The sequence below is a fragment of the Pseudomonas sp. SORT22 genome (genome assembly GCF_018417635.1).
Taxonomy (GTDB): Bacteria; Pseudomonadota; Gammaproteobacteria; order Pseudomonadales; family Pseudomonadaceae; genus Aquipseudomonas.
Map to the genome: position 1 here is coordinate 5,647,493 of NZ_CP071007.1, position 24,866 is coordinate 5,672,358.

Here is a 24,866-nt window from a genome sequence, read left to right on the forward strand (position 1 = left end):
GCGCGGCATCGATGGCTCGAACCGCGCGATAACGGTGTGCCCTGTCACGGCATGACTGGTCGCCGAGGATAGTCCTGGCTTAACGGGGCGGCAACTTCTGCAAGCGCTCGAGAATATCCTGCACCACCATTCGCGGTGGCCGTTCGTCGGTTTCCACCACCAGATCGGCGATCTCGCGATATAGCGGGTCGCGAACTTCCAGCAGCGCGCGCAAAGTCGCCTCCGGGTTGGCGGTGCGCAGCAACGGCCGGTTGCGATCACGCGAGGTGCGCCCGACCTGCTGCTCGACCGAGGCGTGCAGGTACACCACTCGCCCGCCGGCATGCAGGGCCTGACGGTTGGCATCGCGCATTACCGCGCCGCCACCGGTAGCCAGCACCACGCCATCGAACGCGCAGAGCTCGGCGATCATCGCCTGCTCGCGGTCACGAAAGCCCGGCTCGCCTTCCTTATCGAAGATCCACGGGATATTGGCGCCGGTGCGCAATTCAATTTCCTTGTCGGAATCCTTGAACGGCAGGCGCAGCTCTTTGGCCAGCAGGCGGCCGATGGTGCTTTTGCCAGCACCCATCGGCCCCACAAGTATCAAATTTCGCACAGAATCAACGACTCACAGCAATCGCCTGGTCACTCATGATACGCGGAGTCAGGAAGACCAGCAGCTCGGATTTTTTCTCTTGTAGAACATCGCGACGAAACAGCCGCCCAACATACGGCACATCGCCGAAAAATGGCACCTTGTCGACAACTTTACTTTGCACCGTCGAGTACACGCCGCCGATGACGATGGTCTCGCCATCATTGATACGCACCTTGGCGTTGACCTCGTTTTTACGGATCGCCGGCACGTGATCCAGGGCGTTGAGGTAGTCGGGCTCGTCCTTGGTCACCTTGACCACCATGATTACACGGTTGTCCGGGGTGATCTGCGGGGTGACCTCAAGGGACAGCGAGGCCTCGCGGAAGGTCACCGAGGTAGCGCCGCTGCCGCTGGTTTCCTGATACGGCACCTCGGTGCCCTTGAGGATCCGCGCAGTTTCCTTGTCAGCGGTGACGACCTTGGGCTGGGAAATGATTTCGCCGTTGCCGGTGCGCTCCATGGCGCTCAGTTCCAGGTCGAGCAGCGCACTGTTGCGCACCAGGCCAAAGCCGATACTCGACGATGCCCGGTCCGCGCCAAGGTCGACGAAGGTATCGCCACCACCCAGGCTCAAGCCCTTGCCCAACTGCACCTGGCCACCCCAGCGCACACCCAGGCTCTTTTCAAAATCGACGTTGGCCTCGACGATCCGCGCCTCGATCATGACCTGGCGTACCGGCACATCGAGTTCGCCGATCAACCTGCGCAGCTCTTCCAGACGTTCCGGCGACTGGCTGGCGACCAGGGTGTTGGTGCGCTCATCGACACTCAGCGAACCATGGCTGGCGCCGCCGGCCTCATGGGCCATCAGGCTGTGGAAAAGCTCGGCGATATCGGTGGCCCTGGCGTGGTGGATCGGTATCAGCTCGCGCCGCGACGGCGCGGACCCGGCCAGTTCGGCAAGCGGTGCGACCAGCAATACATTGCCATCCTTGCGCTGCTCCAGGCCCTTGCTGCGCAGCACCAGCTCCAGCGCCTGGTCCCAGGGCACATCCTGCAAGCGCAAGGTCACCTTGCCCTGCACCGCATCACTGGCCACCAGGTTGACCCCGGAAAAATCAGCCAGCACCTGCAGTACCGTACGCACCTCGACATCCTGAAAATTCAATGACAACGGCTCACCGCCGTACTGTTGCTTGCCCGCAAACGCGCCGGCAGACAGGCAACAGCCTATCAGCGCCCCAACCACAGCCCCCTTGCCCATCGATGACCTCCCTGGTCGGCACCTTCAGCGCAGGGCGAGAGTTCGCCGCCGCGCTTGCCAGCCTTGGCCGGCAACAAAAACCTGTTCGATGACCTCGACATGGCGCTCGCCAATCTCGGCCACCTGCCCCTGGTCACGCCCCAAGCGGTCACCGACCTGCAGCCGATGCACGCGGCCATCAGCCTGGATCAGCGCGTAGCGCACGCCGCGACTGGCGAGGCTGCCGACCATTTCCAGCTGCTCCAGCGCCAGGCGCTGCAAGACATCGGCATGCACCGCCAGCGCAGATGGAGCGAATGGATTGCGCAGCATCGCAACCGGCCGTCGCTGCGCCGCCTGTGGCTGCGCGCCAGGGGCCAACTGCGGCTGCGAGCGAGGCTGGTATGAGCGAACCTGCAATTCCATGTGCAGCAACTGCGCATCGGCCGGCTTCAGCGAAAGCCCTTGCACGGTAATCAGCCGCGGCTGCGCGGCCAGGTCCGCGAAAAATTCGGCAAGCGCCGAAAAGGCGCCACGCAAGCGCAGTTGCACGGGCAGTTCCAAGTAATGCTCAGCGGTCGACGCTTGGACTACCTGCAACTGTTCAATGGCCACTTCATGGGCCTCGGCCAGGCGGGAGAGCAACTCGAACACGGCAGGCTCGGCGCTCCCTGCCGACAATTGCCAGCGCGCTTGCTGCAAGCCGCTGTGCAATTCGGCCGTCGGCTCAACGCTGTCTGCGTTGGCGTGCGCCAAGGCATCGACCATCAGCGCCGCCTGCGTCATCAGCGGCCGTAAATGCACGGCGTAAGCCAGGCCTGCCAGAAGCGCCAGCAAGCCCGTCAGTATCAACGCCTGCACTGGCCAGGCTCGACTTGCCAGCACACCGCAGAAGCTCAAGGTGCAACCTCAAGGGCTGCTACCAGCTCAAACGCATGCCCCTCCTCGACCGCACTTAGCTGCTGCAATTCGGCAGTACTGATCAAGGATGAAGACTTCAGGCGGTCTGCCAGTTCCGCAACCAGTGCAGCCGAACCGGCCATGCCGGCAAGCCTCAGCACAGCTGGCTCCTGGCTCAGTGCGGTCAGGTACACGCCATCGGGCATGGCCCGCTCAACCTGCTCGAAGACATCCACGGCGAAATGCCGGCCAGCCTGCAAGCGTTGCAACTGCCTCAGTTCCTGCCGCAAAGCCTCGGGCTCCAGTTGCCCGCCGGGCGGGCTGAGCGACTGCTGCATGACGCCACGAAAATGCTGGTCGATGAGACCACTGGCAACGGCAACCAGCAGCACAACACTTGCACAGCCTGTCTGAAACCCTCGAGTACGCAGACGCTGGCGGCGCTCGCGCCATGGCAACAAATTAAGTCGCACGCCGCCCATGGCCAGGGCGCAGGCCACGTCCAGGCTCGAGCCCGCGTGGCCCAGTTCGGCGTCGAGCGCTACTGCCGGAGCACGCTGCAGCGCCTGGCTATCGATCTCCAGCACCCGTGCATTGAGCCCGGCGACTTCAAAGGTGGCCTCAAGTGTTTCCAGCAAACCGCGATGACAGGCCGCGACCTGAACGCTCACCGCATTAGCGCCAGCCGGCGCCTGCAGCCGGTAATCCAGCGCGGTGTCTTCAAGGTCGAAGGGAATGAACTGCTCAGCGGCATCGTGCACCTGCGCAGCAACTTCAGCATCGGCCAGACCCGCCGGCAAGCTTATAGATTTGCTGATAGCCCGCGCCGCCGGCAAGGCCACGGCGGCTTGCCGACAGCGGCTGCCACTGCGCTGCAGCGCGCGTTTCAGGGCCAGGCCGACCACCTCAGGGTCGGCAATCCAGCCGTCGAGCATGGCCCCGACAGGCAGCGGTTCAAGCGCCCAGGCCCGCACGCGCCACGCGCCTTTGCGCCGGTGCAATTGCACCAGTCGGATAGACGGCGGGGCAATTTCTACCCCCAGGAGTGAACCGGCATCCATGCCGAAGCGTCCAAGCATTGGTTTTTTCCTTGCTGGCGACAGCCGCGTGCGTAACGCGGCGAGTTGAAAAATGCTTATAATGCCCAGCGTTTATCCTTTGTCCGCTGGCCCCGCGCGCAACCCATTCTTTTATCTGGACGCCCTAAAGCCTTGATACGCCTGCTGAAGTTCTTCTGGTGGTCTTTCGTCGCAGTCATCTGCGCGCTCGTGCTCGGTCTGAGCGGCGCATTTCTGTATCTTAGCCCCAGCTTGCCCTCGGTAGAGGCCCTCAGAAGCATCCAGTTGCAGATCCCTTTGCGGGTCTACAGCAGCGACGGCAAGCTGATCGCCGAGTTCGGCGAAATGCGCCGCTCGCCCATCCGTTTTGCCGACATTCCGCCGCATTTCATCCAGGCTTTGCTGTCGGCTGAAGACGACAATTTCGCCAATCACTACGGCGTTGACCCCAGCAGCCTGATGCGTGCTGCAACACAATTGCTCAAGTCCGGGCACATCCAGACCGGCGGCAGCACCATCACCATGCAGGTGGCGAAGAACTTCTTCCTCAGCAGCGAACGCAGCTTCTCGCGCAAGACCAACGAGATTCTCCTGGCCCTGCAGATCGAACGCGAACTGACCAAGGACGAGATCCTCGAGCTGTACGTCAACAAGATCTACCTGGGCAACCGCGCCTACGGCATCGAGGCCGCCGCGCAGGTGTACTACGGCAAGTCGATCCGCGATGTCAGCCTGGCGCAGATGGCGATGATCGCCGGCCTGCCGAAAGCGCCGTCGCGCTTCAACCCACTGGCCAACCCGGTGCGCGCCAAAGAGCGCCGCGACTGGATCCTGGGGCGCATGTACAAGCTCGGCAAAATTGATGAAGCCAGCTACCAGACAGCATTGGCCGAACCGATCAACGCCAGCTACCACGTGCCGACCCCAGAAGTTAACGCACCCTACATCGCCGAGATGGCCCGCGCCGAAATGGTCGGCCGCTACGGCAGCGATGCCTACACCGAAGGCTTCCGCGTCACCACCACGGTGCCGAGCGACCTGCAGGAAATCGCCAACAAAGCCGTACTCAACGGCCTCACCGCCTACGACGAGCGTCATGGTTACCGTGGCCCCGAGTCGCGCTTCCCGGGCAAGACCCGTGACGCCTGGCTGCAGGAACTGAGCAAGCAACGCCCGTTGGGCGGCCTGGAGCCGGTGATCGTCACCGAAGTCAGCAAGACCGGCCTGCAGGTGCTGACCCGCGCCGGCAACCAGGAGTCGGTGGCCTGGGAGACCATGAAGTGGGCCCGCCCGTTCCTCAACACCAACAGCCAGGGCCGTGCACCACAGCAGCCTGCCGACGTTGCCCAGGTCGGCGACCTGATTCGCGTGCAGCGCCTGGACGACGGCAGCCTCAAATTCAGCCAGGTGCCGGGGGCGCAGAGCGCGCTGGTATCGCTGGACCCGAACAGTGGTGCGATCCGCGCCCTGGTCGGCGGTTTCTCGTTCGAGCAGAGCAACTACAACCGCGCCATGCAGGCCAAGCGTCAGCCGGGCTCGAGCTTCAAGCCGTTCGTGTACAGCGCTGCGCTGGACAACGGCTACACCGCCGCCAGCCTGGTCAACGACGCGCCGATCGTATTTGTCGACGAATACCTGGACAAGGTCTGGCGGCCGAAGAACGACACCAACACCTTCCTCGGCCCGATCCGCATGCGCGAGGCGCTGTACAAGTCGCGCAACCTGGTATCGATTCGCCTGCTGCAGGCCATGGGTGTAGGCCCGACCATCGACTACATCAGCAAGTTCGGCTTCAACAAGCAGGACCTGCCGCCCAACCTGTCGCTGGCCCTGGGCACCGCAACCCTGACGCCGATGGAAATCGCCACCGGCTGGAGCACCTTTGCCAACGGCGGCTACAAGATCAGCCCATACCTGATCGAACGCATCGAGAGCCGCAACGGCGAGACCCTGTTCACTGCCAACCCGCCACGGGTCCCGCAAAGCGAACAGGTCGAAGCCGGCATCGCCGCCCCCGAGCAGCCGATCAGCACCCAGCTGCCGGGCGAAGGCCTGAGCACCGTGGCCAGCGATCCGGCCGCCGCCGTCGCCCAGCCGCCGGCCGTGGCCGAGCGCATCATTGACGGGCGCACCAGCTATATCCTCACCAGCATGCTCCAGGACGTGATCAAGCGCGGTACCGGGCGCCGCGCCCTGGCCCTGGGCCGTACTGACCTCGCCGGCAAGACCGGTACCACCAACGAATCCAAGGACGCCTGGTTCTCCGGCTACAACGCCGACTACGTAACCACCGTCTGGACCGGCTTCGACCAACCGGAAACCCTCGGCCGCCGCGAGTACGGCGGCACCGTGGCGCTGCCGATCTGGATGAGCTACATGGGCGCTGCACTCAAAGACAAGCCCAACCATGCCCCGGCCGAGCCGGAAGGCATCCTCAGCCTGCGCGTCGACCCGGTCAGCGGCCGGGCGGCGACGCCAAGCACGCCGAACGCCTACTTCGAGCTGTTCAAGGCCGAAGACACACCGCCTTCGGTCAACGAGCTGGGTAACGGCAGCGCACCGGGCAGCCCGCTGCCAGCGGACGAGGCAGCGCCGATCGATCTGTTCTGATGACGGAGGCGCCCACAGATCCTTTGTGGGCGCTGGCCTTGCCAGCGATGAAGCCAACACCGATCCACAGCCGTCACCCACAAAAAAGCCCCGACTCTCGCGAGCCGGGGCTTTTTGTTATGACGCTACAACAGCTTAGCCGTTGAACACGTCATCCACGCTTTTCAGCGGGTAGTTCTTCGGATACGGCAGGGTCGCCACACCAGTCTCGATCGCGGCCTTGGCCACGGCATCGGAAACCACGGTGATCAGACGAGCGTCCATTGGCTTCGGAATGATGTACTCACGACCGAATTCCAGGGCGTCGACGCCGTAGGCTGCGCAGACTTCCTTAGGCACTGGCAGCTTGGCCAGGTCCTTCAGGGCGTTGGCGGCAGCGATCTTCATTTCTTCGTTGATGCGCTTGGCGCGAACGTCCAGGGCACCGCGGAAGATGAACGGGAAGCCCAGTACGTTGTTGACCTGGTTCGGGTAGTCGGAACGACCGGTAGCCATGATCACGTCGTTACGGGTGGCGTGGGCCAGCTCCGGGGAGATCTCTGGATCAGGGTTGGAGCAGGCGAACACGATCGGGTTCGGCGCCATCGACTTCAGGCCTTCAGGGCTCAGCAGGTTCGGGCCGGACAGGCCGACGAACACGTCAGCGCCTTGCAGGGCGTCAGCCAGGGTGCGCTTGTCGGTAGCGTGGGCGAACACCGCCTTGTACTGGTTCAGGTCGTCACGGCCAGCGTGGATCACGCCAGTACGGTCAACCATGAAGATGTTCTCGATCTGTGCGCCCATGCTCACCAGCAGTTTCATGCAGGAGATGGCGGCGGCACCGGCGCCCAGGCAGACGATCTTGGCGTCGGCCAGGGTTTTGCCAGCGATTTCCAGAGCGTTGATCATGCCGGCGGCGGTAACGATCGCGGTGCCGTGCTGGTCATCGTGGAATACCGGGATGTCGCACTGTTCGATCAGCGCGCGCTCGATTTCAAAGCACTCTGGCGCCTTGATGTCTTCCAGGTTGATGCCACCGAAGGTGATCGAGATGCGCTTGACGGTGTCGATGAAGGCTTGCGGGCTCTCGGAGTCGACTTCGATGTCGAACACGTCGATACCGGCGAAACGCTTGAACAGAACGCCCTTGCCTTCCATGACCGGTTTGGAGGCCAGTGGGCCGAGGTTACCCAGGCCGAGGATGGCGGTGCCGTCGGAAATGACTGCTACCAGATTGCCCTTGCCGGTGTACTTGTAGGCCAGTTCCGGATCGCGACCGATTTCGCGAACCGGCTCAGCCACGCCAGGGCTGTAGGCCAGCGCCAGGTCGCGAGCAGTCGCGGTAGGTTTGGTGAGCTCGACGCTCAGTTTCCCCGGACGAGGTTGAGCGTGGTATTCGAGAGCGGCAGTTTTCAAATCTGACATGGTGGGCATTCCGCTATTTACTGTTCTGACGGACCGCCGAGGATACGCAAAGAGCAAAGGGCCGACAAGACTGCCCGGTCACTTGTGTCAAGGCCTTTAACCTACGACTTTCCGCCAAGAGCCACGGCCTGCAAGGGTTTCGATGTGTACAATCGAAATTAAAAATGTAGACAATTTTTTATCTTTCGACCCGTTCCAGCATCGACGGATCGGTCAGGGGCAGCAACCAGCGTTGCTGTCCCGGCTTCAGGCCACCTTTGCGGGAACGATCCAGCACCCAACCGCGGGCTTCGATCGATCGACCTTTCAGATCAGTGAAGAACGAAGAGGGGAAATTGCGCTGCAGGCGTGCCGGCACCTGAAGCACCAGAGAATCGTCGATTTCGATCCAGATACCCCCGCGATTGCGCTGGATATCCATCACCTTGCCACTTATCAGGGCAAAACCGGACTGACGCACGGCGCTTGCCGGGGTCAATGGCGATTGCCGCCACAGGCCTTTACCGGCCTGACGAGCGGCGCGCTCGGCCTGCGCCTGGCAGCCGGCCAACGCGACGTTGGGGGCCACCGCAACCCGGTAGCCAAGGCCTTCACTGAGCAGTTGTGCTTCGAAATTGTCGCCAGAGCGGCCGTAGACATGCGCCAGAGTACGGCCATATTTGTCCCGCGCCTCGACGCCAGGAACCAGCCCCACCTGCCCGCCGCTGGCCTTGACCAGGGCCTGCAAGCGCTGCCGTGCAGCCTCGGCGAAGGCTTCACTGCTGCGACCTTTGCGACCGATTTCCGGTGCATTAATGCCAATCAGGCGAACACTGCGGCCATCATTCAGACGCAAGGTATCGCCATCGACCACCTGGCGCACGCTGACCACCTGCGCATCGACCGGTGCCGCGCAGAATGCCAGGGCCGGCAACTGCCAGATCGCGCCCATAAAAAAGGCGCCCACGAGGGACGCCTTTTTCAGCAGCAATGCCAAACCCATCGGGCCAGCGTCGCGCAATCTTACTTCTTGGCACCGAACATGCCGAAGCGATCGGCGAACTTCTGTACGCGGCCGCCGGTGTCCAGGACCTTCTGCTTACCGGTGTAGAACGGGTGGCAGAGGTTGCAAACGTCGATCGGCAGGGCCTTGGCCAGAGTCGAACGAGTTTCGAATTTGTTACCGCAGCTGCAGGTAACTTCTACAGCTTCGTATACCGGATGGATATCGGCTTTCATGGTGTTTCCTCAGTGCTGACGTGCCGCCACTCAACACCATTGTTGAATACCGCACGCAAAATAGGGTCGGAATAATACCAGAGCAAACAGCCAACGCAAGTTGTCGCTTAGACCGGCGGTCGTCTGCTAGGCTCGCCGGACCCTGGAATTCCCCCTGCAGAGAACCTTTCGCGTGTCCGACGTCATTCTACGCCTTGCCCTGCCCTCGCCCCTGCGGCGGCTGTTCGACTACAGGGCACCGGCAAGCATGGCGCGCCAGGCACTGACCCCGGGCATGCGTATCCGCGTGCCGTTTGGTCGACGCGAGATGATCGGCATCCTGATCGAGATCAGCGACACCAGCGAGGTGCCGGCCGACAAGCTCAAGCCCGCAATCGCCCTGCTCGATCCGGTGTCGCCGCTGCCGCCGGCACTGTTCAAGCTGTGCCTGTGGACTGCGCAGTATTATCAGCACAGCCTCGGCGATACCCTGAGCTGGGCCCTGCCGGTGCTGCTGCGCCAGGGCGAACCGGCGCAAGCGCGCCAGGAGCGCTTCTGGCAAGTGGCCCCAGGCGCGCGCCTGGACGACCCGCGCATCGCCCGCGCGCCGCGCCAGCGCGAAGCCCTGGCAACCCTGGCGCAGCACCCCCATGGCGTGGCCCATACCCTGCTGAGCAAGCTGATGCTGAGCAAGGACAGCCTCGACCTGCTGCTGGCCAAGGAGCTGGTGCAGGTCGAGGTGCGCCGCCACTTGCCCCAGGAACGCCACGAACACTGGCTGGCGCAGCCGGAGCTGCCGCTCAACGACGAGCAGCGCACCGCCTTCAATGCGGTACGCTCAGGCTTCGACAGCTTTCATGCCTTCTTGTTGGCCGGGGTCACCGGCAGCGGCAAGACAGAGGTCTACCTGCAGCTGATCCGCGAAACCCTGGAGGCCGGCAAGCAGGCGCTGATTCTGATCCCGGAGATCAACCTGGGGCCGCAAACCCTGGCGCGCTTCGAGCAGCGTTTTAACGCGCGCATCGCCCTGCTGCACTCGGCGGTCAATGACCGCGAGCGCCTGGATGCCTGGCTGGCCGCACGTGACGGCGAGGCCGACATCATCATCGGCACCCGCTCGGCATTGTTCACACCGATGAAAAACCCCGGCTTGATCATCATCGACGAAGAACACGACGGCTCGTATAAACAGCAGGAAGGCCTGCGCTACCACGCTCGCGACCTGGCGCTGGTGCGCGCGCGCCAGGAGAACATCCCGATCCTGCTGGGCTCGGCCACGCCGTCGCTGGAGAGCCTGCATAACGCCCACAGCGGCCGCTATGGCCTGCTGCGCCTCAACCAGCGCGCCGGCGGCGCCCAGCAGCCGCGCTTCCTGCGCCTGGATGTGAAGAGCCGGCCGTTGGACAGCGGCATCAGCGGGCCGATGCAGCAAGCCATCGGCCAGACCCTGGCGGCCGGCCAGCAGGTACTGGTGTTCCTCAACCGCCGCGGCTTTGCGCCGACGCTCCTGTGCCATGACTGCGGCTGGATGTCCGAATGCCCACGCTGCGATGCGCGCATGACCGTGCACCAGCGCTCCAACGAGCTGCGCTGCCATCACTGCGGCTACGATGAGCGCGTGCCGCGCCAGTGCCCGCAGTGCAACAAAGTCGACCTGCGCCCGGTGGGTGCCGGCACCGAGCGCGCCGAGGAGCGCCTGAGCATTCTTTTTCCGGATTACCCAGTGCTGCGGGTCGACCGCGACAGCACTTCGCGCAAGGATGCGATGAACCAGTTGTTCGCCACCATCCAGCGCGGCCAGCCGTGCATCCTGGTTGGCACCCAGATGCTCGCCAAGGGCCACCATTTTCCGCGGGTGACCCTGGTGTCGATCCTCGATGCCGACGGCGGCCTGTTCTCCGGCGATTTTCGCGCCAGCGAGCGCATGGCGCAGATGATCGTCCAGGTCGCCGGCCGCGCCGGGCGCGCCGAGGAGCCGGGCAAGGTGATCATCCAGACCCACCTGGCCGACCATCCTTTATTGGTGCAACTGACCGAGCAGGGTTACTTCGCCTTTGCCGAGCAGGCCCTGAGCGAGCGCCGCGCCGCCGGCCTGCCGCCTTTCGCGCACCTGGCGCTGTTGCGCGCCGAAGCGCATAAGCCGGGGCAGGCCGAGGGGTTTCTCGATGAAGCCTGCAGCGCCGCCGAGCAGTTGCTGGCCGAACAGAACCTGCACGGCATCGAGTTGCTAGGTCCGGTACCGGCGCCGATGGAACGCCGTGCCGGGCGGTTTCGTGCGCAATTGTTGCTCCAGGCCAATGCCAGGGCACCTTTGCATCGACTGATCAGCGCCTGGTTGCTAGTGTTGGAACAGATGCCGTCCGGGCGCCAGGTGCGTTGGTCGCTGGATGTCGATCCGGTGGATTTGTACTGACAGCATTGGCCCAAAGGTTGGCAACCTCGCCCCGGCAACGGATAATGTCCAGTTTTTCCACCTGCGCATCGAAGCGCCGCCGCGCTTGCGGTCGAAAGAGAAGCCCATGAAAGACACCATTCGCCAGCTGATCCAGCAAGCCCTCACCCAACTCGTCACCGACGGTGTGCTGCCTGAAGGGCTGACGCCGGCGATCCAGGTGGAGAACGCCCGGGACAAGACCCACGGCGACTTCGCCAGCAACATCGCGATGATGCTGGCCAAGCCTGCCGGCATGAAACCGCGCGACCTGGCCGAGAAGATCATCGCCGCCCTGCCTGCCGACGAGCAGGTAAGCAAGGTCGAGATCGCAGGCCCAGGCTTTCTCAACTTCTTCCAGAACACCCAGGCCCTGGCCTCGCGCCTGGACGCGGCCCTGGCCGACGCCAAGCTTGGCGTGAAGAAAGCCGGCCCGCAGCAGAAGGTGGTGGTCGACCTGTCGGCCCCTAACCTGGCCAAGGAGATGCACGTCGGCCACCTGCGTTCGACCATCATCGGTGACGCCGTATCCCGCGTGCTGGAGTTCCTCGGCGATGACGTAATCCGCCAGAACCACGTCGGCGACTGGGGCACCCAGTTCGGCATGCTGATGGCCTACCTGCAGGAAAACCCGATCACCAGCGACGAGCTGTCGGACCTGGAGAACTTCTACCGTGCGGCGAAAAAACGCTTCGACGAGTCCGAAGAGTTCGCCGACCGCGCCCGTGGCCTGGTGGTCAAGCTGCAAGCCGGCGACCCGGAATGCCTGAAGCTGTGGACCCGCTTCAAGGACATCTCGCTGTCGCACTGCCAGAAGACCTACGAACTGCTCAACGTCAAACTGACCATGGCCGACGTCATGGGCGAAAGCGCCTACAACGACGACCTGGCCAATGTCGTCAGCGACCTCAAGGCCAAGGGTCTGCTGGTCGAGAGCAAGGGCGCCCAGTGCGTATTCCTTGAAGAATTCAAAACCGCCGAAGGCGAGCCACTGCCGGTGATCGTGCAAAAAGCCGACGGCGGCTACCTGTACGCCACCACCGACCTCGCTGCCGTGCGCTACCGCAGCAACGTGCTCAAGGCCGACCGCGCCCTGTACTTCGTCGACCAGCGTCAGGCCCTGCACTTCAACCAGGTGTTCGAAGTGGCTCGCCGCGCCGGTTTCGTCGGCCACCCGATGCAAATGGAGCACATGGGCTTCGGCACCATGAACGGCGCCGACGGCCGTCCGTTCAAGACCCGCGACGGCGGCACGGTGAAGCTGATCGACCTGCTCACCGAAGCCAAGGAGCGTGCCTACGCCCTGGTCAAGGAGAAGAACCCGGAGCTGGCCGAGGCCGACCTGCGCGCCATCGGCGAAGTGGTCGGCATTGGCGCGGTGAAATACGCCGACCTGTCCAAGCACCGCACCAGCGACTACAGCTTCAACTTCGAACTGATGCTCAACTTCGAAGGCAACACCGCGCCTTACCTGCTGTACGCCTACACCCGCGTCGCCGGTGTGTTCCGCAAGCTGGGCAAGAGCTTTGAAGAAGTCGACGGACAGATCATCCTGCAAGCACCGCAGGAGCAGGACCTGGCCGCGCGCCTGGCGCAGTTCGGCGAGATCCTCAACAACGTCGCCGAGAAGGGCACGCCGCACGTGCTGTGCGCTTACCTGTACGACGTTGCCGGCCTGTTCTCGAGCTTCTACGAGAACTGCCCGATCCTCGCCGCCGACACCCCTGAACAGCAGCAGAGCCGCCTGCGTCTGGCCGCCCTGACCGGTCGTACCCTCAAGCAAGGTCTGCAACTGCTCGGCCTGGAAACCCTGGAGCGCATGTAAGTTGGCTGCCAAGAAAAAACCCGCACCCAAGCGCGGCGCGAGTCGCTATCAGGCACCTGCCAAGCAGCCGATCCCGGGCTGGCTGTGGCTGGCAATCGGCTTGTCGGTGGGCGCCTTTGTCGTGTTTCTGATGAAGCTTGAGCCTGGCAACGGCGAGGTCAAGCGCACCAAGCCCGAGCAGCAGAAGGCCGAGAAGGTCGCCGAAGCCAACAAGACCGCACCAAGCCCGCAGCAGCCGGTGAAGCCCAAGTACGACTTCTATACCTTGCTGCCGGAATCGGAAGTGATCGTGCCGCCTGAAGCGGTGCCGGAGAAAACCCCGCCGGTGCCGGCGCAACCTCCGGTCACCCCGGCGGAAGCGGCGAAGATCGACACCGCTCGTGCCCAGGCCGCGTTGATGGGCCAAACGCCACCACCTGCACCACCGGTGATCAAGCCGGCGGCGACCACCCAGTTCTTCCTGCAGGCCGGCTCGTTCCGCAAGCAGGCCGACGCCGACAAGGTCCGCGCGCAGATCATCCTGCTCGGCCAGGCGGTCAAGGTGGAGTCCGGCACGGTGAAGGAAGAAACCTGGTACCGCGTGCTGGTTGGCCCGTTCAGCAACCGTGAGCAGCTGACCGTGGCGCAGAAGCAACTGGCCGGCAGCGGCTTCAGCAACCTGTTGTTGCAGCAGCGCCAGACCCGCCAGTAACCTCGCCGTAAAAGCCTTGTCGCATTCACTGCGACAAGGCTTCAGGCCTTAACGCCGCTGGGCGTTGGCCAGTGACACCTGGGTATTGAGCGTCCAGAAGTCATACAGCACCCCCACCAGGAATAACCCGCCGGTGCACAGGTAGATCAGGCCGGTGATCCACTTGCCCTGGTACATGCGGTGCACGCCAAACACCCCGAGGAAGGTCAGCAGGATCCACGCCAGGCTGTAGTCCAGTGGGCCCGGCTGAAAGCGCAGGTCGGCTTCGCGGTCCATCGCCGGAATCAGAAACAGGTCGATCAACCAGCCGATGCCGAGCAGGCCCAGGGTAAAGAACCAGATCGTGCCAGTGACCGGCTTGCCATAGTAGAAGCGGTGCGAACCGGTGAAGCCGAAAATCCACAGCAGATAACCGATCACCTTGCTGTGGGTGTCGTGTAGCTGACCGCCCTGTTGATAACTGTTCATTCATAGCCCCTGTGGGTTATCGATAAATTTTCTAAAGAAAAATGTGACTTTTCTGTGGCAAGCCGACGTGTGGTCATTTGCCACCCTACCCGCCGCAAACCCCTATCCTGTCTGGCCCGCGCCTTTCGAATGCAGGCCAATCGCCGCTTCTGCCGGTTTTTGCCGCCCCCTGGAATCGACCAACGGATCAGAATTTGATCAAAAAGCTGTTATAAAGTTGCGCGCTAACCAACCAGAGCCCTGCCTATGCGTCCTTTTTTCAAGACATGGCTGACCATCTGCCTATTATTGCCACTGGCTGCCCACGCCACCAATCGTGAGCAACGGTTACCCAACGGTTTCTCCGGGTACACCTCCAATTCCACTGCTGCGCGTCCACACAAGAACGTCAGCAGCAACAAAGTCCAGCACAGCCCCAAGCGCAGCGCTCGCCCGGGCAAACCGCTGCCGGTTGCCGCGGCCATGTCGCCGCAGCAGAGCAGCGATGTGCTCAGCCGCGCGGTCAACGTGCTCGGCACCCCGTATCGCTGGGGCGGCAGCAGCCCGAGCAAGGGCTTTGACTGCAGCGGCCTGGTCAAGTACGCCTTCAACGACATCGATGAAGTCGACCTGCCCCGCACCTCCAACGCCATGGCCAGCGGCCACGGCATAAAAGTCGATCGCAACGACCTCAAGCCCGGCGACCTGATCTTCTTCAACATCAAGAGCCGCCGGGTCAACCACGTCGCCATCTACCTGGGCAACGACCGCTTCATCCACGCGCCGCGCACTGGCAAACGGGTAAGCATCGACACCCTGAACAAGCCGTACTGGAACAGCCGTTACGTGGTTGCCAAACGTGTCTTACCAAAAAGCCAGCAACTGGCCCTGGCTAAACGCTAGAAACGCCCCGGCGCCCGCTCCCGGGCGCTTTCAGGGCTGACCAGCCCTTGACGCACCAGGCCCTGCAGACACGCGTCGAGGGTCTGCATCCCCTGTGCCCCGCCTGTCTGTATCGCCGAATAAATCTGCGCCACCTTGCCCTCGCGCACCAGGTTGCGCACCGCAGGCGTTGCCAGGAGTATCTCGTGGGCTGCCAGCCGGCCGCCGCCAACCTTCTCCACCAGAACCTGCGAGACCACTGCCTGCAGCGACTCGGCGAGCATGGCGCGTACCAGTTGCTTCTCTTCGGCGGCGAACACATCCACCAGGCGGTCAATGGTTTTAGCCGCCGAGCCGGTATGCACCGTGGCCAGCACCAGGTGCCCGGTTTCCGCTGCAGTCAGGGCCAGGCGAATGCTCTGCGGATCGCGCAGTTCACCGAGCATGATCACATCCGGGTCCTGACGTAATGCTGCGCGCAAGGCCTGGGCAAAACCCCGGGTGTGCCGGCCGATCTCGCGCTGGCTGATGCGGCTGCGCTGCGAGCTGTGGATAAATTCGATGGGGTCCTCGAGGGTGACGATGTGCAGCGCCCGCTCACGGTTCAGGTGATCGACCAGAGCCGCCAGGGTGGTCGATTTGCCCGACCCTGTGGGCCCGGTAACCAGCACCAGCCCGCCCGACAGCTCGGCAATTTGCCGAAACACATCCCCCAGGTCGAGTTCTGCCAGGCTGCTGACCTGCGCCGGAATCACCCGCAGCACTGCAGCGGCGCCATGCAGTTGCTGGAAAGCATTGACCCGAAAGCGCGCCAATGCTGGCACGGCAAAGGCAAAGTCGATATCCAGATGTGTTTCAAAATCCTTTTGCTGCGCCGCGGACATTACCTGCCCGAGCATTTCGTCCATGTCTTGCGGCGTCAGCGCCGCCAGCTCCAGCGGCCGCAAACGCCCCCCAAAACGCAGCGCCGGCACCTCGCCCGCCGCCAGGTGCAGGTCACTGGCACCGGCTTGCACAGCCAGCGCCAGCAGTTCAGTCACATCCATGAGACTCCCCAAAGGCCGCCAAGCAGGTAGAATGCCGCAGACCCAAAGAGCCGCTGGCATCGATCAATGTCCACCATAGCAGACAACCTTTCCACGCTCGCCGCACGCATCCGTGCCGCCGCGCTGGCCGCCGGGCGCGAGCCTGCGGCCGTGCAGCTGCTGGCCGTGAGCAAGACCAAACCCGCCGCTGCCGTGCGCGAAGCCTTCGCCGCCGGGGTGCGCGATGTCGGTGAGAACTACCTGCAGGAAGCCCTGAACAAACAGGGCGAATTGACCGACCTGCCCTTGACCTGGCACTTCATCGGCCCCATTCAGTCGAACAAGACTCGTGCGATTGCCGAGCACTTTGACTGGGTACATTCCGTGGACCGTCTGAAAATCGCCCAACGCCTGTCCGAGCAACGCCCTGACAACCTTGCAGCGCTGAACATCTGCCTGCAGGTCAACGTCAGTGGCGAAGCCAGCAAGTCTGGCTGCACGCCCGAAGAGCTGCCGGCCCTGGCCAGCGCCATCGCCGCGCTGCCACGCCTGCGCCTGCGCGGGTTGATGGCGATTCCCGAGCCGACCGACGACGAGGCCGCCCAACAAGCGGCCTTCGCCCGGGTTCGCGAGTTGCAGGCGAACCTTCAGTTACCCCTCGACACCCTGTCCATGGGCATGAGTCATGACTTGGAAGCCGCGATTGCCCAGGGCGCGACCTGGGTGCGCATCGGCACCGCGCTGTTCGGTGCCCGCGACTACGGCCAGCCCTGACCCATGCTTTTTCCCTCTTTCCCTATCAAGGACCTGACATGAGCAAGACTCGTATTGCCTTTATCGGCGCCGGCAACATGGCTGCCAGCCTGATCGGCGGCCTGCGCGCCCAGGGCCTGGAAGCTTCGCAGATCCGCGCCAGCGATCCGGGCGCCGAGCAGCGGGCGAAAATCCATGCCGAGCACGGCATCGAGATGTTCGCCGACAACGCCCAGGCCATCGAAGGCGCCGATGTGGTGGTATTGGCGGTCAAGCCACAGGCGATGAAAGCCGTGTGCGAAGCGCTCAAGCCCAAGCTCAAGCCCGAGCAACTGGCCGTCTCGATCGCCGCCGGGATCACCTGCGCGAGCATGAACAGCTGGCTCGGCGCCCAGCCGATCGTGCGCTGCATGCCCAACACCCCGGCGCTGCTGCGCCAGGGCGTCAGCGGCCTGTTCGCCACCGCCGAGGTTTCGCCGGCCCAGCGCCAGCAGGCCGAGCAACTGCTGTCGGCCGTGGGCATCGCCCTGTGGCTGGACAACGAACAACAGCTGGATGCCGTGACTGCGGTGTCCGGCAGTGGCCCGGCGTATTTTTTCCTGCTGATCGAGGCCATGACCGCCGCCGGCGAGAAACTCGGCCTGCCACGAGAAACCGCCGCCAAGCTGACCCTGCAAACCGCCCTGGGCGCTGCGCACATGGCGGTCAGCAGCGATGTTGACGCCGCCGAACTGCGCCGTCGGGTCACCTCACCGGCCGGCACCACGGAAGCGGCGATCAAGTCGTTCCAGGCCAATGGATTCGAAGCGCTGGTGGAACAGGCGCTGGGTGCCGCTGCGCACCGCTCGGCCGAAATGGCTGAACAACTGGGCAACTAAGGAGCCGAAGATGATCGGATTGAACACCGCTGCAATCTATGTGCTGCAGACCCTCGGCAGCCTGTACCTGCTGATCGTGGTGCTGCGCTTTGTCCTGCAACTGGTGCGCGCGGACTTCTACAACCCGCTCAGCCAGTTCGCCGTACGCGCCACCCAACCGCTGCTCAAGCCGATGCGCCGGGTGATACCGAGCCTGTTCGGCCTGGACATGTCGTCGCTGCTGCTGGCGATCATCATCCAGCTGCTGGTGATGGGCCTGACCCTGCTGCTGGCCTACGGCACCACCGGCAACCCGCTGCAATTGCTGGTCTGGTCGATCATTGGCGTGACCGCGCTGTTTCTGAAGATTTTCTTCTTCGCCCTGATCATCAGCGTGATCCTCTCGTGGGTCGCGCCGGGCAGCCACAACCCGGGCGCCGAGCTGATCAACCAGATCTGCGACCCGTTTCTGGCGCCGTTCCGCCGCATCCTGCCGAACCTCGGCGGCCTGGATATCTCTCCGATCCTGGCGTTCATGGCGCTGAAGCTGATCGACATGCTGGTGATCAACAACCTGGCGGCGATGAGCGGGATGCCGGAGATTCTGCGACTGCTGGTCTGATCACTCGCGGGGCAAGCCCGCTCCCACAGCACTTCTGTAGGAGCGGGCTTGACCCGCGATGCTTTCCTTGCCGCACTTCGCAGTGGTCTTTAGACTTACGCCTCATTCAAGCGTGAGCAGGGTCGATGTCCACTGTCTTTCCCGAAGATTCGGTCGGTCTGGTAACACCGCAACTGGCACAGTTCAGCGAGCCGCTGGCGCTGGCCTGCGGTCGCTCGCTGGCCGCCTATGAACTGATCTACGAAACCTACGGCACGCTCAACAGCAGCGCCAGCAACGCCGTGCTGATCTGTCATGCGTTGTCCGGCCATCACCATGCCGCCGGCTACCACAGCCCCGACGATCGCAAGCCGGGCTGGTGGGACAGTTGCATCGGCCCCGGCAAGCCGATCGATACCAATCGTTTCTTCGTGGTCAGCCTCAACAACCTTGGCGGTTGCAACGGCAGCACCGGCCCCAGCAGCATCAACCCGCTCACCGGTAAGCCCTACGGCGCCGATTTCCCGGTACTGACCGTGGAAGACTGGGTGCACAGCCAGGCGCGCCTGGCCGATCGCCTGGGTATCCAACAATGGGCCGCCGTCGTCGGTGGCAGCCTGGGCGGCATGCAGGCGCTGCAGTGGACCATCACCTACCCCGATCGCGTGCGTCATTGCCTGGACATCGCCTCGGCACCCAAGCTCTCGGCACAGAACATCGCCTTCAACGAGGTGGCACGCCAGGCCATCCTCACCGACCCGGAATTCCACGGCGGCTCGTTCCAGGATCAGGGCGTGATCCCCAAGCGCGGCCTGATGCTGGCGCGCATGGTCGGGCACATCACCTACCTGTCCGATGACTCCATGGGCGAGAAATTCGGCCGCGAGCTGAAAAGCGACAAGCTCAACTACGACTTCCACAGCGTCGAGTTCCAGGTTGAAAGCTACCTGCGCTATCAGGGCGAGGAGTTCTCCGGGCGTTTCGACGCCAACACCTACCTGCTGATGACCAAGGCACTGGATTACTTCGACCCGGCTGCCAGCCACGGCGGCGACCTGGCAGCGACTCTTGCGCATGTCACCGCGGATTACTGCGTGATGTCGTTCACCACCGACTGGCGCTTCTCGCCAGCACGCTCGCGGGAGATCGTCGATGCGCTGATCGCCGCGCGCAAGAACGTCTGCTACCTGGATATCGATTCGCCCTATGGCCACGATGCCTTCCTGATCCCGACCCCGCGCTACATCACGGGATTCACGAACTACATGAACCGCATCGTCTGCTGAGGAGCCTATGAGAGCCGACCTGGAAATCATCCAAGACTGGATCCCCGCCGGCAGCCGGGTACTCGACCTCGGTTGCGGTACCGGTGAACTGCTGGCGTCGCTGCGCGACCACAAGCAGGTGGCCGGCTACGGCCTGGAAATTGACCCCGACAACATCGCCCAGTGCGTGGCCAAGGGCGTCAACGTCATCGAGCAGGACCTCGACAAGGGCCTGGGCAACTTTGCCAGCAACAGTTTCGACGTGGTGGTCATGACCCAGGCCCTGCAGGCCGTGGAATACCCCGACCGCATTCTCGACGAAATGCTGCGCGTCGGCCGCCAGTGCATCATCACCTTTCCCAACTTCGGCCACTGGCGCTGCCGCTGGTACCTGGCGACCAAAGGTCGCATGCCGGTTTCCGACTTCATGCCGTATACCTGGTACAACACGCCGAACATCCACTTCTGTACCTTCGAAGACTTCGAGGCCCTGTGCAGCGAACGCCGCGCCCAGGTCCTCGACCGCCTGGCGGTCGACCATTTGCACCGCCACGGGTGGGCGAGCAAGCTATGGCCTAATCTTCTAGGTGAGATCGGCATTTACCGTGTCAGCAGCCCCGGCCTTACCGAACACAAGGTCGCGGTTTAACCCGCACACCGGAGGAGAACGATCATGGGCCGCTTGTTGAGTTTTTTACTGACTGCCTGCCTGAGTGTGACGGCGGTCGCCGCCGATGCCATCAAGGGCGAGCGCCAGGAAGTGTTCGGTGACACCACGGTGCACTACAGCACTTTCATTTCGACCTTCCTGCAACCAGATATTGCCAAGGCTGCGGAACTGGTGCGCAGCAAGAACCAGGGCGTGATCAACGTCTCGGTGATCAAGGCTGGCAAGCCACTGGTCACCCAGGTCAGCGGCACCGTCAAGGACCTGACCAGCAACTCGGTGCCGTTGAAGTTCAAGCAGATCACCGAACAGGGCGCCATCTACTACATCGCCCAGTTCCCTGTTGAACAACAGGAAACCCGGACCTTCACCATCGACGTTGGCATTGGTGGCAAGACCGAAACCATCAGCTTCAACCAAGAGCTTTTTCCAGGCGAATGATGACTTTTCAGCAAATCGTATTGGCCAGCCATAACGCCGGCAAACTCAAGGAACTGCAGGCCATGCTCGGTGACACCGTGCAACTGCGTTCCATTGGCGAATTCAGCAGCGTCGAGCCGGAAGAAACCGGCCTGTCGTTCGTCGAAAACGCCATCCTCAAGGCGCGCAATGCCGCGCGCATTTCCGGCATGCCGGCGCTGGCCGATGATTCGGGCCTGGCGGTGGACTTTCTCGGCGGCGCGCCGGGCATCTACTCCGCTCGTTATGCCGATGGCAAAGGCGATGCGGCCAACAACGCCAAGTTGCTCGACGTGCTCAAGGACGTCCCGCAGGAGCAGCGCGGCGCCCAGTTCGTCTGCGTCCTGGCCCTGGTCCGGCATGCCGACGACCCGCTGCCGATCCTCTGCGAAGGCCTGTGGCACGGGCGCATCCTGACCCAGGCCAGCGGCGAGCACGGCTTTGGCTATGACCCACTGTTCTGGGTGCCGGAGCGCGATTGCTCGAGCGCCGAGCTGAGCCCTGCCGACAAGAACCAGATCAGCCACCGTGCCCGCGCCATGAGCCTGTTGCGTCAACGTCTGGGCCTGGCATGACCGAGCATTCGCCGGCACAGCCACTGCACCTGGGCGAGGCTGGCTTTACTTCCCAAGCACCGCGGGCGGCCCTGCCACAGCTGCCGCCCCTGGCGCTGTACATCCATATCCCCTGGTGCGTGCGTAAATGCCCGTACTGCGACTTCAACTCCCACGCCGCCACCCCCGAACTGCCGGAAGAAGCCTACGTCGACGCCCTGCTCGCCGACCTCGACCAGGAGCTGGGCAACGTCCATGGCCGCCCGATCAGCTCGATCTTCTTTGGCGGCGGCACCCCGAGCCTGTTCAGCGCCCGCGCGCTGGGGCGCTTGCTGGTCGGTGTGGAGCAACGCATCCCGTTTGCCAGCGACATCGAGATCACCCTCGAAGCCAACCCTGGGACCTTCGAGCAAGAGAAGTTCAAGGCCTACCGGCAACTGGGCATCAATCGCCTGTCGATCGGCATCCAGAGCTTCCAGCAGGCCAAGCTCGAAGCCCTGGGTCGCATCCACAACGGTGACGAAGCGATTCGCGCCGCCGACATGGCGCGCAATGCCGGCTTCGACAACTTCAACCTCGACCTGATGCATGGCCTGCCTGACCAGACGCTGGACGACGCCCTGGGCGACCTGCGCCAGGCGATTGCGCTGAACCCCACGCACCTGTCCTGGTACCAGTTGACCCTGGAGCCGAACACGGTGTTCTGGAACCAGCCGCCACTGCTGCCCGAAGACGACATCCTCTGGGACATCCAGGAAGCCGGCCAGGCCCTGCTGGCCAGCCACGGCTACGCCCAGTACGAAGTCTCGGCCTACGCCCAGCCGGGCCGCGCCGCGCGGCACAACCTCAACTACTGGAGCTTTGGCGACTTCATCGGCATCGGCGCCGGCGCCCACGGCAAACTCAGCCACCCCGACGGACGGATCCTGCGCACCTGGAAGACGCGGCTGCCCAAGGACTACCTGAACCCGGCCAAGCCCTTCAAGGCCGGCGAAAAGCTGCTGCCAGTGGACGAGCTGCCCTTCGAGTTCCTGATGAACGCCCTGCGCCTGACCCAGGGCGTAGACATCGAGCTGTTCAGCCAGCGTACCGGCCTGCCCCTGGAGCAACTGGCGGCGGCGCGGCGGGAAGCCGAACAAAAAGGGCTTTTGCAGGTCGAACCGACGCGACTGGTCGCTACCGCGCGTGGCCAGTTGTTCCTCAACGACCTGCTGCAGTATTTCTTGACCTAAGGATTGCGAATGGACCTGGTACTCGACCTGCTCTCGACCGTTTCCCGCTGGAGTCGCAGCAACCTGTCGGAGATTTCCCTGGCCTTGGTGGGCTGTTTGCTGGTGCTGTTTGGCACCGATATCAAAGGCTGGGTCGAACAACGCCTGGGCGGCCTTGCAGGCGCCTTGCGCGTACCGTTCATGGCCTTGCTGGTGATGATCGGCAGCGGTGCGGCATTGATCTATGCCACCCCGTGGGTGGTGAAGGGGCTGGCACAGTTCAACAACTATGCGTTGGCGCCGGTGTTGCTGATTGTGCTGGTGTTGATTGGCGTGGTTGCCGATCGGCGCTGAAAAGCATCGCGGGGCGACCCGACTTGCCCCGCGATTGACATCACCTACGCCAGTTTTTCGAACTTCAGATCCCACACCCCATGCCCAAGCCGCTCGCCGCGGCGTTCGAACTTGGTGATCGGGCGCTCGGCCGGACGCTCTACGCACTTGCCGTCGGCGGCCAGGTTGCGATAACCCGGGGCGACGTTCATCACTTCCAGCATGTATTCGGCATAGGGCTCCCAGTCGGTGGCCATATGGAACACGCCCCCCACCTTGAGCTTGCTGCGCACCAGCTGCGCGAACTCCGGCTGGACGATGCGACGCTTGTGGTGACGGCTTTTGTGCCAAGGGTCGGGGAAGAACAGCATCAGCCGGTCGAGGCTGTTGTCAGCCACGCACTTGTTCAGCACTTCGATGGCATCGCAGTCATACACCCGCAGGTTCTTCAGGCCCTGGGTCAGCACGCCGTTGAGCAGCGCACCGACACCCGGACGGTGCACTTCGACACCGATGAAGTCCTGCTCCGGCGCGGCAGCAGCCATTTCCAGCAGGGAGTGGCCCATGCCGAAGCCGATCTCCAGGGTACGCGGCGCCGAGCGGCCGAAGACCTGGTCGTAGTCCACCGGGCTCTCGGCCAGGGGCAGGATGAACAGCGGCCCACCCTGGTCCAGGCCGCGCTGCTGGCCTTCGGTCATGCGCCCGGCGCGCATCACGAAACTCTTGATGCGGCGGTGTTGGCGCTCTTCGCCTTCGGTGGTGATCGGCGTTTCTTGCGATTCGGTCATCAGGGGCTCTTACTTGATCAGACCATCCAGCGGCGACGACGCGCTGGCATAGAGTTTTTTCGGCATACGCCCGGCAAGGTAAGCCAGGCGGCCAGCGACAATGGCGTGTTTCATGGCTTCGGCCATCATGACCGGCTGCTGTGCGTGCGCGATCGCCGAGTTCATCAGCACCGCCTCACAGCCCATTTCCATGGCGATGGTGGCGTCGGACGCGGTACCGACACCGGCATCGACCAGCACCGGGACTTTCGATTCTTCGAGGATGATCTGCAGGTTGTACGGGTTGCAGATCCCCAGGCCCGTACCGATCAGCCCGGCCAGTGGCATTACCGCGATGCAACCGGCTTCGGCCAGCTGGCGGGCAATGATCGGGTCGTCACTGGTGTAGACCATCACGTCGAAACCGTCCTTGACCAGCACTTCGGCGGCCTTGAGGGTCTCGATCACGTTGGGGAACAGGGTCTTCTGGTCGGCCAGTACTTCGAGCTTGACCAGGTTGTGGCCATCGAGCAGCTCACGGGCCAGGCGGCAGGTGCGCACGGCTTCGACCGCGTCATAGCAGCCAGCGGTGTTCGGCAGGATGGTGTAGCGATCGGGCGGCAGCACGTCGAGCAGGTTCGGTTCGCCCGGGTTCTGGCCGATGTTGGTGCGGCGCACGGCAACCGTGACGATCTCGGTGCCGGAGGCCTCGATGGCCAGGCGGGTTTCTTCCAGGTCACGGTACTTGCCGGTGCCAACCAGCAGGCGCGACTGGAAGGTACGACCGGCCAGGGTGAAGGGCTTGTCGCTACGTACGTTGCTCATCGGTAATCCTCTTGAAGGTTGAGGGACTTGCAGGTGAAGCGCGAAGGCCTAGCCGCCGCCAATGGCGTGCACCACTTCAACCTGGTCGCCGTCGTTCAGCGTGGTGACGTCGTGCTGGCTGCGCGGCACGATGTCCAGGTTGAGTTCGACCGCCACCCGGCGACCCGCCAGGTCAAGCCGGTTGAGCAGGGCCGCGACGCTTTCGCCATCGGGCAATTCGAAAGGTTCACCGTTCAGTTGAATGCGCATGCGCACGGCCGCCATTATTTTTAGGGGCCCGC

General features: G+C 63.4%; 26 protein-coding genes. 14 read left to right on the forward strand and 12 right to left on the reverse strand.

Annotation, left to right across the window (positions count from 1 at the left end; all coding sequences use genetic code 11):
• Positions 1-79 precede the first annotated feature (79 nt).
• Genes aroK through pilM form a run of 4 tightly spaced genes read right to left on the reverse strand, consistent with a single transcriptional unit; the run spans position 80 to position 3,802 of the window.
• Positions 80-598: a shikimate kinase AroK gene (aroK, locus tag JYG36_RS25860; RefSeq protein ID WP_010222231.1), complete on the reverse strand. Its 519-nt coding sequence runs from the start codon at positions 596-598 to the stop codon at positions 80-82.
• Positions 599-602: 4 nt separating this feature from the next.
• Positions 603-1,844, reverse strand: coding sequence for a type IV pilus secretin PilQ (locus tag JYG36_RS25865; RefSeq protein ID WP_093377169.1), 1,242 nt, complete (start codon positions 1,842-1,844; stop codon positions 603-605).
• Between the two features lie 24 nt (positions 1,845-1,868).
• Entirely contained in the window at positions 1,869-2,723 is an 855-nt protein-coding gene (locus JYG36_RS25870) for a pilus assembly protein PilP (RefSeq protein WP_213602718.1), read from the reverse strand.
• Positions 2,720-3,802, reverse strand: a complete 1,083-nt coding sequence (gene pilM / locus JYG36_RS25875; RefSeq protein ID WP_093377178.1) for a pilus assembly protein PilM — start codon at positions 3,800-3,802, stop codon at positions 2,720-2,722. The genes JYG36_RS25870 and pilM overlap by 4 nt, the downstream gene beginning before the upstream one ends.
• 135 nt (positions 3,803-3,937) lie before the next feature.
• Between pilM and JYG36_RS25880 the strand changes: the two genes are divergently transcribed.
• Entirely contained in the window at positions 3,938-6,391 is a 2,454-nt protein-coding gene (locus tag JYG36_RS25880) for a penicillin-binding protein 1A (RefSeq protein WP_177329133.1), read from the forward strand.
• A 135-nt stretch (positions 6,392-6,526) separates the two neighbouring features.
• Here the strand turns inward: JYG36_RS25880 and JYG36_RS25885 are convergent, their stop codons facing one another.
• The 3 genes from JYG36_RS25885 to rpmE form a co-directional block, all read right to left on the reverse strand.
• Positions 6,527-7,795 (reverse strand): malic enzyme-like NAD(P)-binding protein, encoded by a 1,269-nt coding sequence (locus tag JYG36_RS25885; RefSeq protein ID WP_045193954.1) that lies wholly within the window; start codon positions 7,793-7,795, stop codon positions 6,527-6,529.
• 178 nt (positions 7,796-7,973) lie between these two features.
• On the reverse strand, positions 7,974-8,795 hold the full coding sequence (locus JYG36_RS25890) for a thermonuclease family protein (protein WP_093377189.1): 822 nt from the start codon (positions 8,793-8,795) through the stop codon (positions 7,974-7,976).
• Positions 8,796-8,797: 2 nt separating this feature from the next.
• Complete coding sequence (gene rpmE, locus JYG36_RS25895; protein ID WP_010222223.1) at positions 8,798-9,013, reverse strand: 50S ribosomal protein L31; 216 nt, start codon at positions 9,011-9,013, stop codon at positions 8,798-8,800.
• A 172-nt stretch (positions 9,014-9,185) separates the two neighbouring features.
• Between rpmE and JYG36_RS25900 the strand changes: the two genes are divergently transcribed.
• The 3 genes from JYG36_RS25900 (at position 9,186) to JYG36_RS25910 (ending at position 13,939) form a co-directional block, all read left to right on the forward strand.
• Entirely contained in the window at positions 9,186-11,405 is a 2,220-nt protein-coding gene (locus tag JYG36_RS25900; protein WP_045193956.1) for a primosomal protein N', read from the forward strand.
• 106 nt (positions 11,406-11,511) lie between these two features.
• A complete protein-coding gene (gene argS / locus JYG36_RS25905) occupies positions 11,512-13,248 on the forward strand; it encodes an arginine--tRNA ligase (RefSeq protein WP_045193990.1) in 1,737 nt (578 codons plus the stop codon).
• Between the two features lies 1 nt (position 13,249).
• A complete protein-coding gene (locus tag JYG36_RS25910; protein WP_038997644.1) occupies positions 13,250-13,939 on the forward strand; it encodes an SPOR domain-containing protein in 690 nt (229 codons plus the stop codon).
• Between the two features lie 48 nt (positions 13,940-13,987).
• Here the strand turns inward: JYG36_RS25910 and JYG36_RS25915 are convergent, their stop codons facing one another.
• Entirely contained in the window at positions 13,988-14,407 is a 420-nt protein-coding gene (locus JYG36_RS25915; RefSeq protein ID WP_045193957.1) for an NINE protein, read from the reverse strand.
• Between the two features lie 246 nt (positions 14,408-14,653).
• On the opposite strand from JYG36_RS25915, the gene JYG36_RS25920 reads away from it, so the two are divergent.
• A complete protein-coding gene (locus JYG36_RS25920; RefSeq protein ID WP_045193958.1) occupies positions 14,654-15,289 on the forward strand; it encodes a C40 family peptidase in 636 nt (211 codons plus the stop codon).
• Here JYG36_RS25920 and JYG36_RS25925 read toward each other — a convergent pair.
• Positions 15,286-16,314 carry a type IV pilus twitching motility protein PilT gene (locus JYG36_RS25925; protein WP_093377194.1) on the reverse strand — a complete coding sequence of 343 codons (1,029 nt, stop codon included), beginning with the start codon at positions 16,312-16,314 and terminating at the stop codon, positions 15,286-15,288. The genes JYG36_RS25920 and JYG36_RS25925 overlap by 4 nt on opposite strands.
• A gap of 66 nt (positions 16,315-16,380) precedes the next feature.
• Between JYG36_RS25925 and JYG36_RS25930 the strand changes: the two genes are divergently transcribed.
• The 9 genes from JYG36_RS25930 (at position 16,381) to JYG36_RS25970 (ending at position 23,014) form a co-directional block, all read left to right on the forward strand.
• Positions 16,381-17,067, forward strand: a complete 687-nt coding sequence (locus tag JYG36_RS25930; RefSeq protein WP_213602719.1) for a YggS family pyridoxal phosphate-dependent enzyme — start codon at positions 16,381-16,383, stop codon at positions 17,065-17,067.
• A gap of 38 nt (positions 17,068-17,105) precedes the next feature.
• A complete protein-coding gene (gene proC, locus JYG36_RS25935; protein ID WP_213602721.1) occupies positions 17,106-17,924 on the forward strand; it encodes a pyrroline-5-carboxylate reductase in 819 nt (272 codons plus the stop codon).
• Between the two features lie 10 nt (positions 17,925-17,934).
• A complete protein-coding gene (locus tag JYG36_RS25940; RefSeq protein WP_045193962.1) occupies positions 17,935-18,525 on the forward strand; it encodes a YggT family protein in 591 nt (196 codons plus the stop codon).
• Positions 18,526-18,650: 125 nt separating this feature from the next.
• Positions 18,651-19,790, forward strand: coding sequence for a homoserine O-succinyltransferase MetX (metX, locus tag JYG36_RS25945; protein ID WP_045193963.1), 1,140 nt, complete (start codon positions 18,651-18,653; stop codon positions 19,788-19,790).
• A gap of 7 nt (positions 19,791-19,797) precedes the next feature.
• On the forward strand, positions 19,798-20,418 hold the full coding sequence (gene metW, locus JYG36_RS25950) for a methionine biosynthesis protein MetW (protein ID WP_038997652.1): 621 nt from the start codon (positions 19,798-19,800) through the stop codon (positions 20,416-20,418).
• 24 nt (positions 20,419-20,442) lie between these two features.
• Complete coding sequence (locus JYG36_RS25955) at positions 20,443-20,877, forward strand: DUF4426 domain-containing protein (protein ID WP_045193964.1); 435 nt, start codon at positions 20,443-20,445, stop codon at positions 20,875-20,877.
• The gene (gene rdgB, locus JYG36_RS25960) at positions 20,874-21,470 is read left to right on the forward strand and encodes an RdgB/HAM1 family non-canonical purine NTP pyrophosphatase (RefSeq protein ID WP_045193965.1); all 597 of its coding nucleotides are present in this window, start codon (positions 20,874-20,876) and stop codon (positions 21,468-21,470) included. The genes JYG36_RS25955 and rdgB overlap by 4 nt, the downstream gene beginning before the upstream one ends.
• Positions 21,467-22,681, forward strand: a complete 1,215-nt coding sequence (gene hemW, locus JYG36_RS25965; protein ID WP_093377209.1) for a radical SAM family heme chaperone HemW — start codon at positions 21,467-21,469, stop codon at positions 22,679-22,681. Before rdgB ends, hemW begins: the two co-directional genes overlap by 4 nt.
• A gap of 9 nt (positions 22,682-22,690) precedes the next feature.
• A complete protein-coding gene (locus JYG36_RS25970) occupies positions 22,691-23,014 on the forward strand; it encodes a DUF3392 domain-containing protein (RefSeq protein WP_010222202.1) in 324 nt (107 codons plus the stop codon).
• A gap of 44 nt (positions 23,015-23,058) precedes the next feature.
• On the opposite strand, the gene trmB is transcribed toward JYG36_RS25970, so the two are convergent.
• Genes trmB through thiS form a run of 3 tightly spaced genes read right to left on the reverse strand, consistent with a single transcriptional unit; the run spans position 23,059 to position 24,834 of the window.
• Positions 23,059-23,781, reverse strand: a complete 723-nt coding sequence (gene trmB, locus JYG36_RS25975; protein WP_045193967.1) for a tRNA (guanosine(46)-N7)-methyltransferase TrmB — start codon at positions 23,779-23,781, stop codon at positions 23,059-23,061.
• 9 nt (positions 23,782-23,790) lie between these two features.
• Positions 23,791-24,585 carry a thiazole synthase gene (locus JYG36_RS25980; protein ID WP_213602723.1) on the reverse strand — a complete coding sequence of 265 codons (795 nt, stop codon included), beginning with the start codon at positions 24,583-24,585 and terminating at the stop codon, positions 23,791-23,793.
• A gap of 48 nt (positions 24,586-24,633) precedes the next feature.
• Positions 24,634-24,834 carry a sulfur carrier protein ThiS gene (gene thiS, locus JYG36_RS25985; protein WP_045193991.1) on the reverse strand — a complete coding sequence of 67 codons (201 nt, stop codon included), beginning with the start codon at positions 24,832-24,834 and terminating at the stop codon, positions 24,634-24,636.
• Positions 24,835-24,866 lie beyond the last annotated feature (32 nt).

Bases quoted from the DNA above. Each gene is read 5' to 3' on its own strand.
- JYG36_RS25865 (WP_093377169.1), bottom strand. From the start codon at position 1,844: ATGGGCAAGGGGGCTGTGGTTGGGGCGCTGATAGGCTGTTGCCTGTCT.
- pilM (WP_093377178.1), bottom strand. From the start codon at position 3,802: ATGCTTGGACGCTTCGGCATGGATGCCGGTTCACTCCTGGGGGTAGAA.
- JYG36_RS25885 (WP_045193954.1), bottom strand. From the start codon at position 7,795: ATGTCAGATTTGAAAACTGCCGCTCTCGAATACCACGCTCAACCTCGT.
- rpmE (WP_010222223.1), bottom strand. From the start codon at position 9,013: ATGAAAGCCGATATCCATCCGGTATACGAAGCTGTAGAAGTTACCTGC.
- argS (WP_045193990.1), top strand. From the start codon at position 11,512: ATGAAAGACACCATTCGCCAGCTGATCCAGCAAGCCCTCACCCAACTC.
- JYG36_RS25915 (WP_045193957.1), bottom strand. From the start codon at position 14,407: ATGAACAGTTATCAACAGGGCGGTCAGCTACACGACACCCACAGCAAG.
- JYG36_RS25920 (WP_045193958.1), top strand. From the start codon at position 14,654: ATGCGTCCTTTTTTCAAGACATGGCTGACCATCTGCCTATTATTGCCA.
- JYG36_RS25925 (WP_093377194.1), bottom strand. From the start codon at position 16,314: ATGGATGTGACTGAACTGCTGGCGCTGGCTGTGCAAGCCGGTGCCAGT.
- JYG36_RS25930 (WP_213602719.1), top strand. From the start codon at position 16,381: ATGTCCACCATAGCAGACAACCTTTCCACGCTCGCCGCACGCATCCGT.
- proC (WP_213602721.1), top strand. From the start codon at position 17,106: ATGAGCAAGACTCGTATTGCCTTTATCGGCGCCGGCAACATGGCTGCC.
- JYG36_RS25940 (WP_045193962.1), top strand. From the start codon at position 17,935: ATGATCGGATTGAACACCGCTGCAATCTATGTGCTGCAGACCCTCGGC.
- metX (WP_045193963.1), top strand. From the start codon at position 18,651: ATGTCCACTGTCTTTCCCGAAGATTCGGTCGGTCTGGTAACACCGCAA.
- metW (WP_038997652.1), top strand. From the start codon at position 19,798: ATGAGAGCCGACCTGGAAATCATCCAAGACTGGATCCCCGCCGGCAGC.
- JYG36_RS25955 (WP_045193964.1), top strand. From the start codon at position 20,443: ATGGGCCGCTTGTTGAGTTTTTTACTGACTGCCTGCCTGAGTGTGACG.
- rdgB (WP_045193965.1), top strand. From the start codon at position 20,874: ATGATGACTTTTCAGCAAATCGTATTGGCCAGCCATAACGCCGGCAAA.
- hemW (WP_093377209.1), top strand. From the start codon at position 21,467: ATGACCGAGCATTCGCCGGCACAGCCACTGCACCTGGGCGAGGCTGGC.
- JYG36_RS25970 (WP_010222202.1), top strand. From the start codon at position 22,691: ATGGACCTGGTACTCGACCTGCTCTCGACCGTTTCCCGCTGGAGTCGC.
- trmB (WP_045193967.1), bottom strand. From the start codon at position 23,781: ATGACCGAATCGCAAGAAACGCCGATCACCACCGAAGGCGAAGAGCGC.
- JYG36_RS25980 (WP_213602723.1), bottom strand. From the start codon at position 24,585: ATGAGCAACGTACGTAGCGACAAGCCCTTCACCCTGGCCGGTCGTACC.
- thiS (WP_045193991.1), bottom strand. From the start codon at position 24,834: ATGCGCATTCAACTGAACGGTGAACCTTTCGAATTGCCCGATGGCGAA.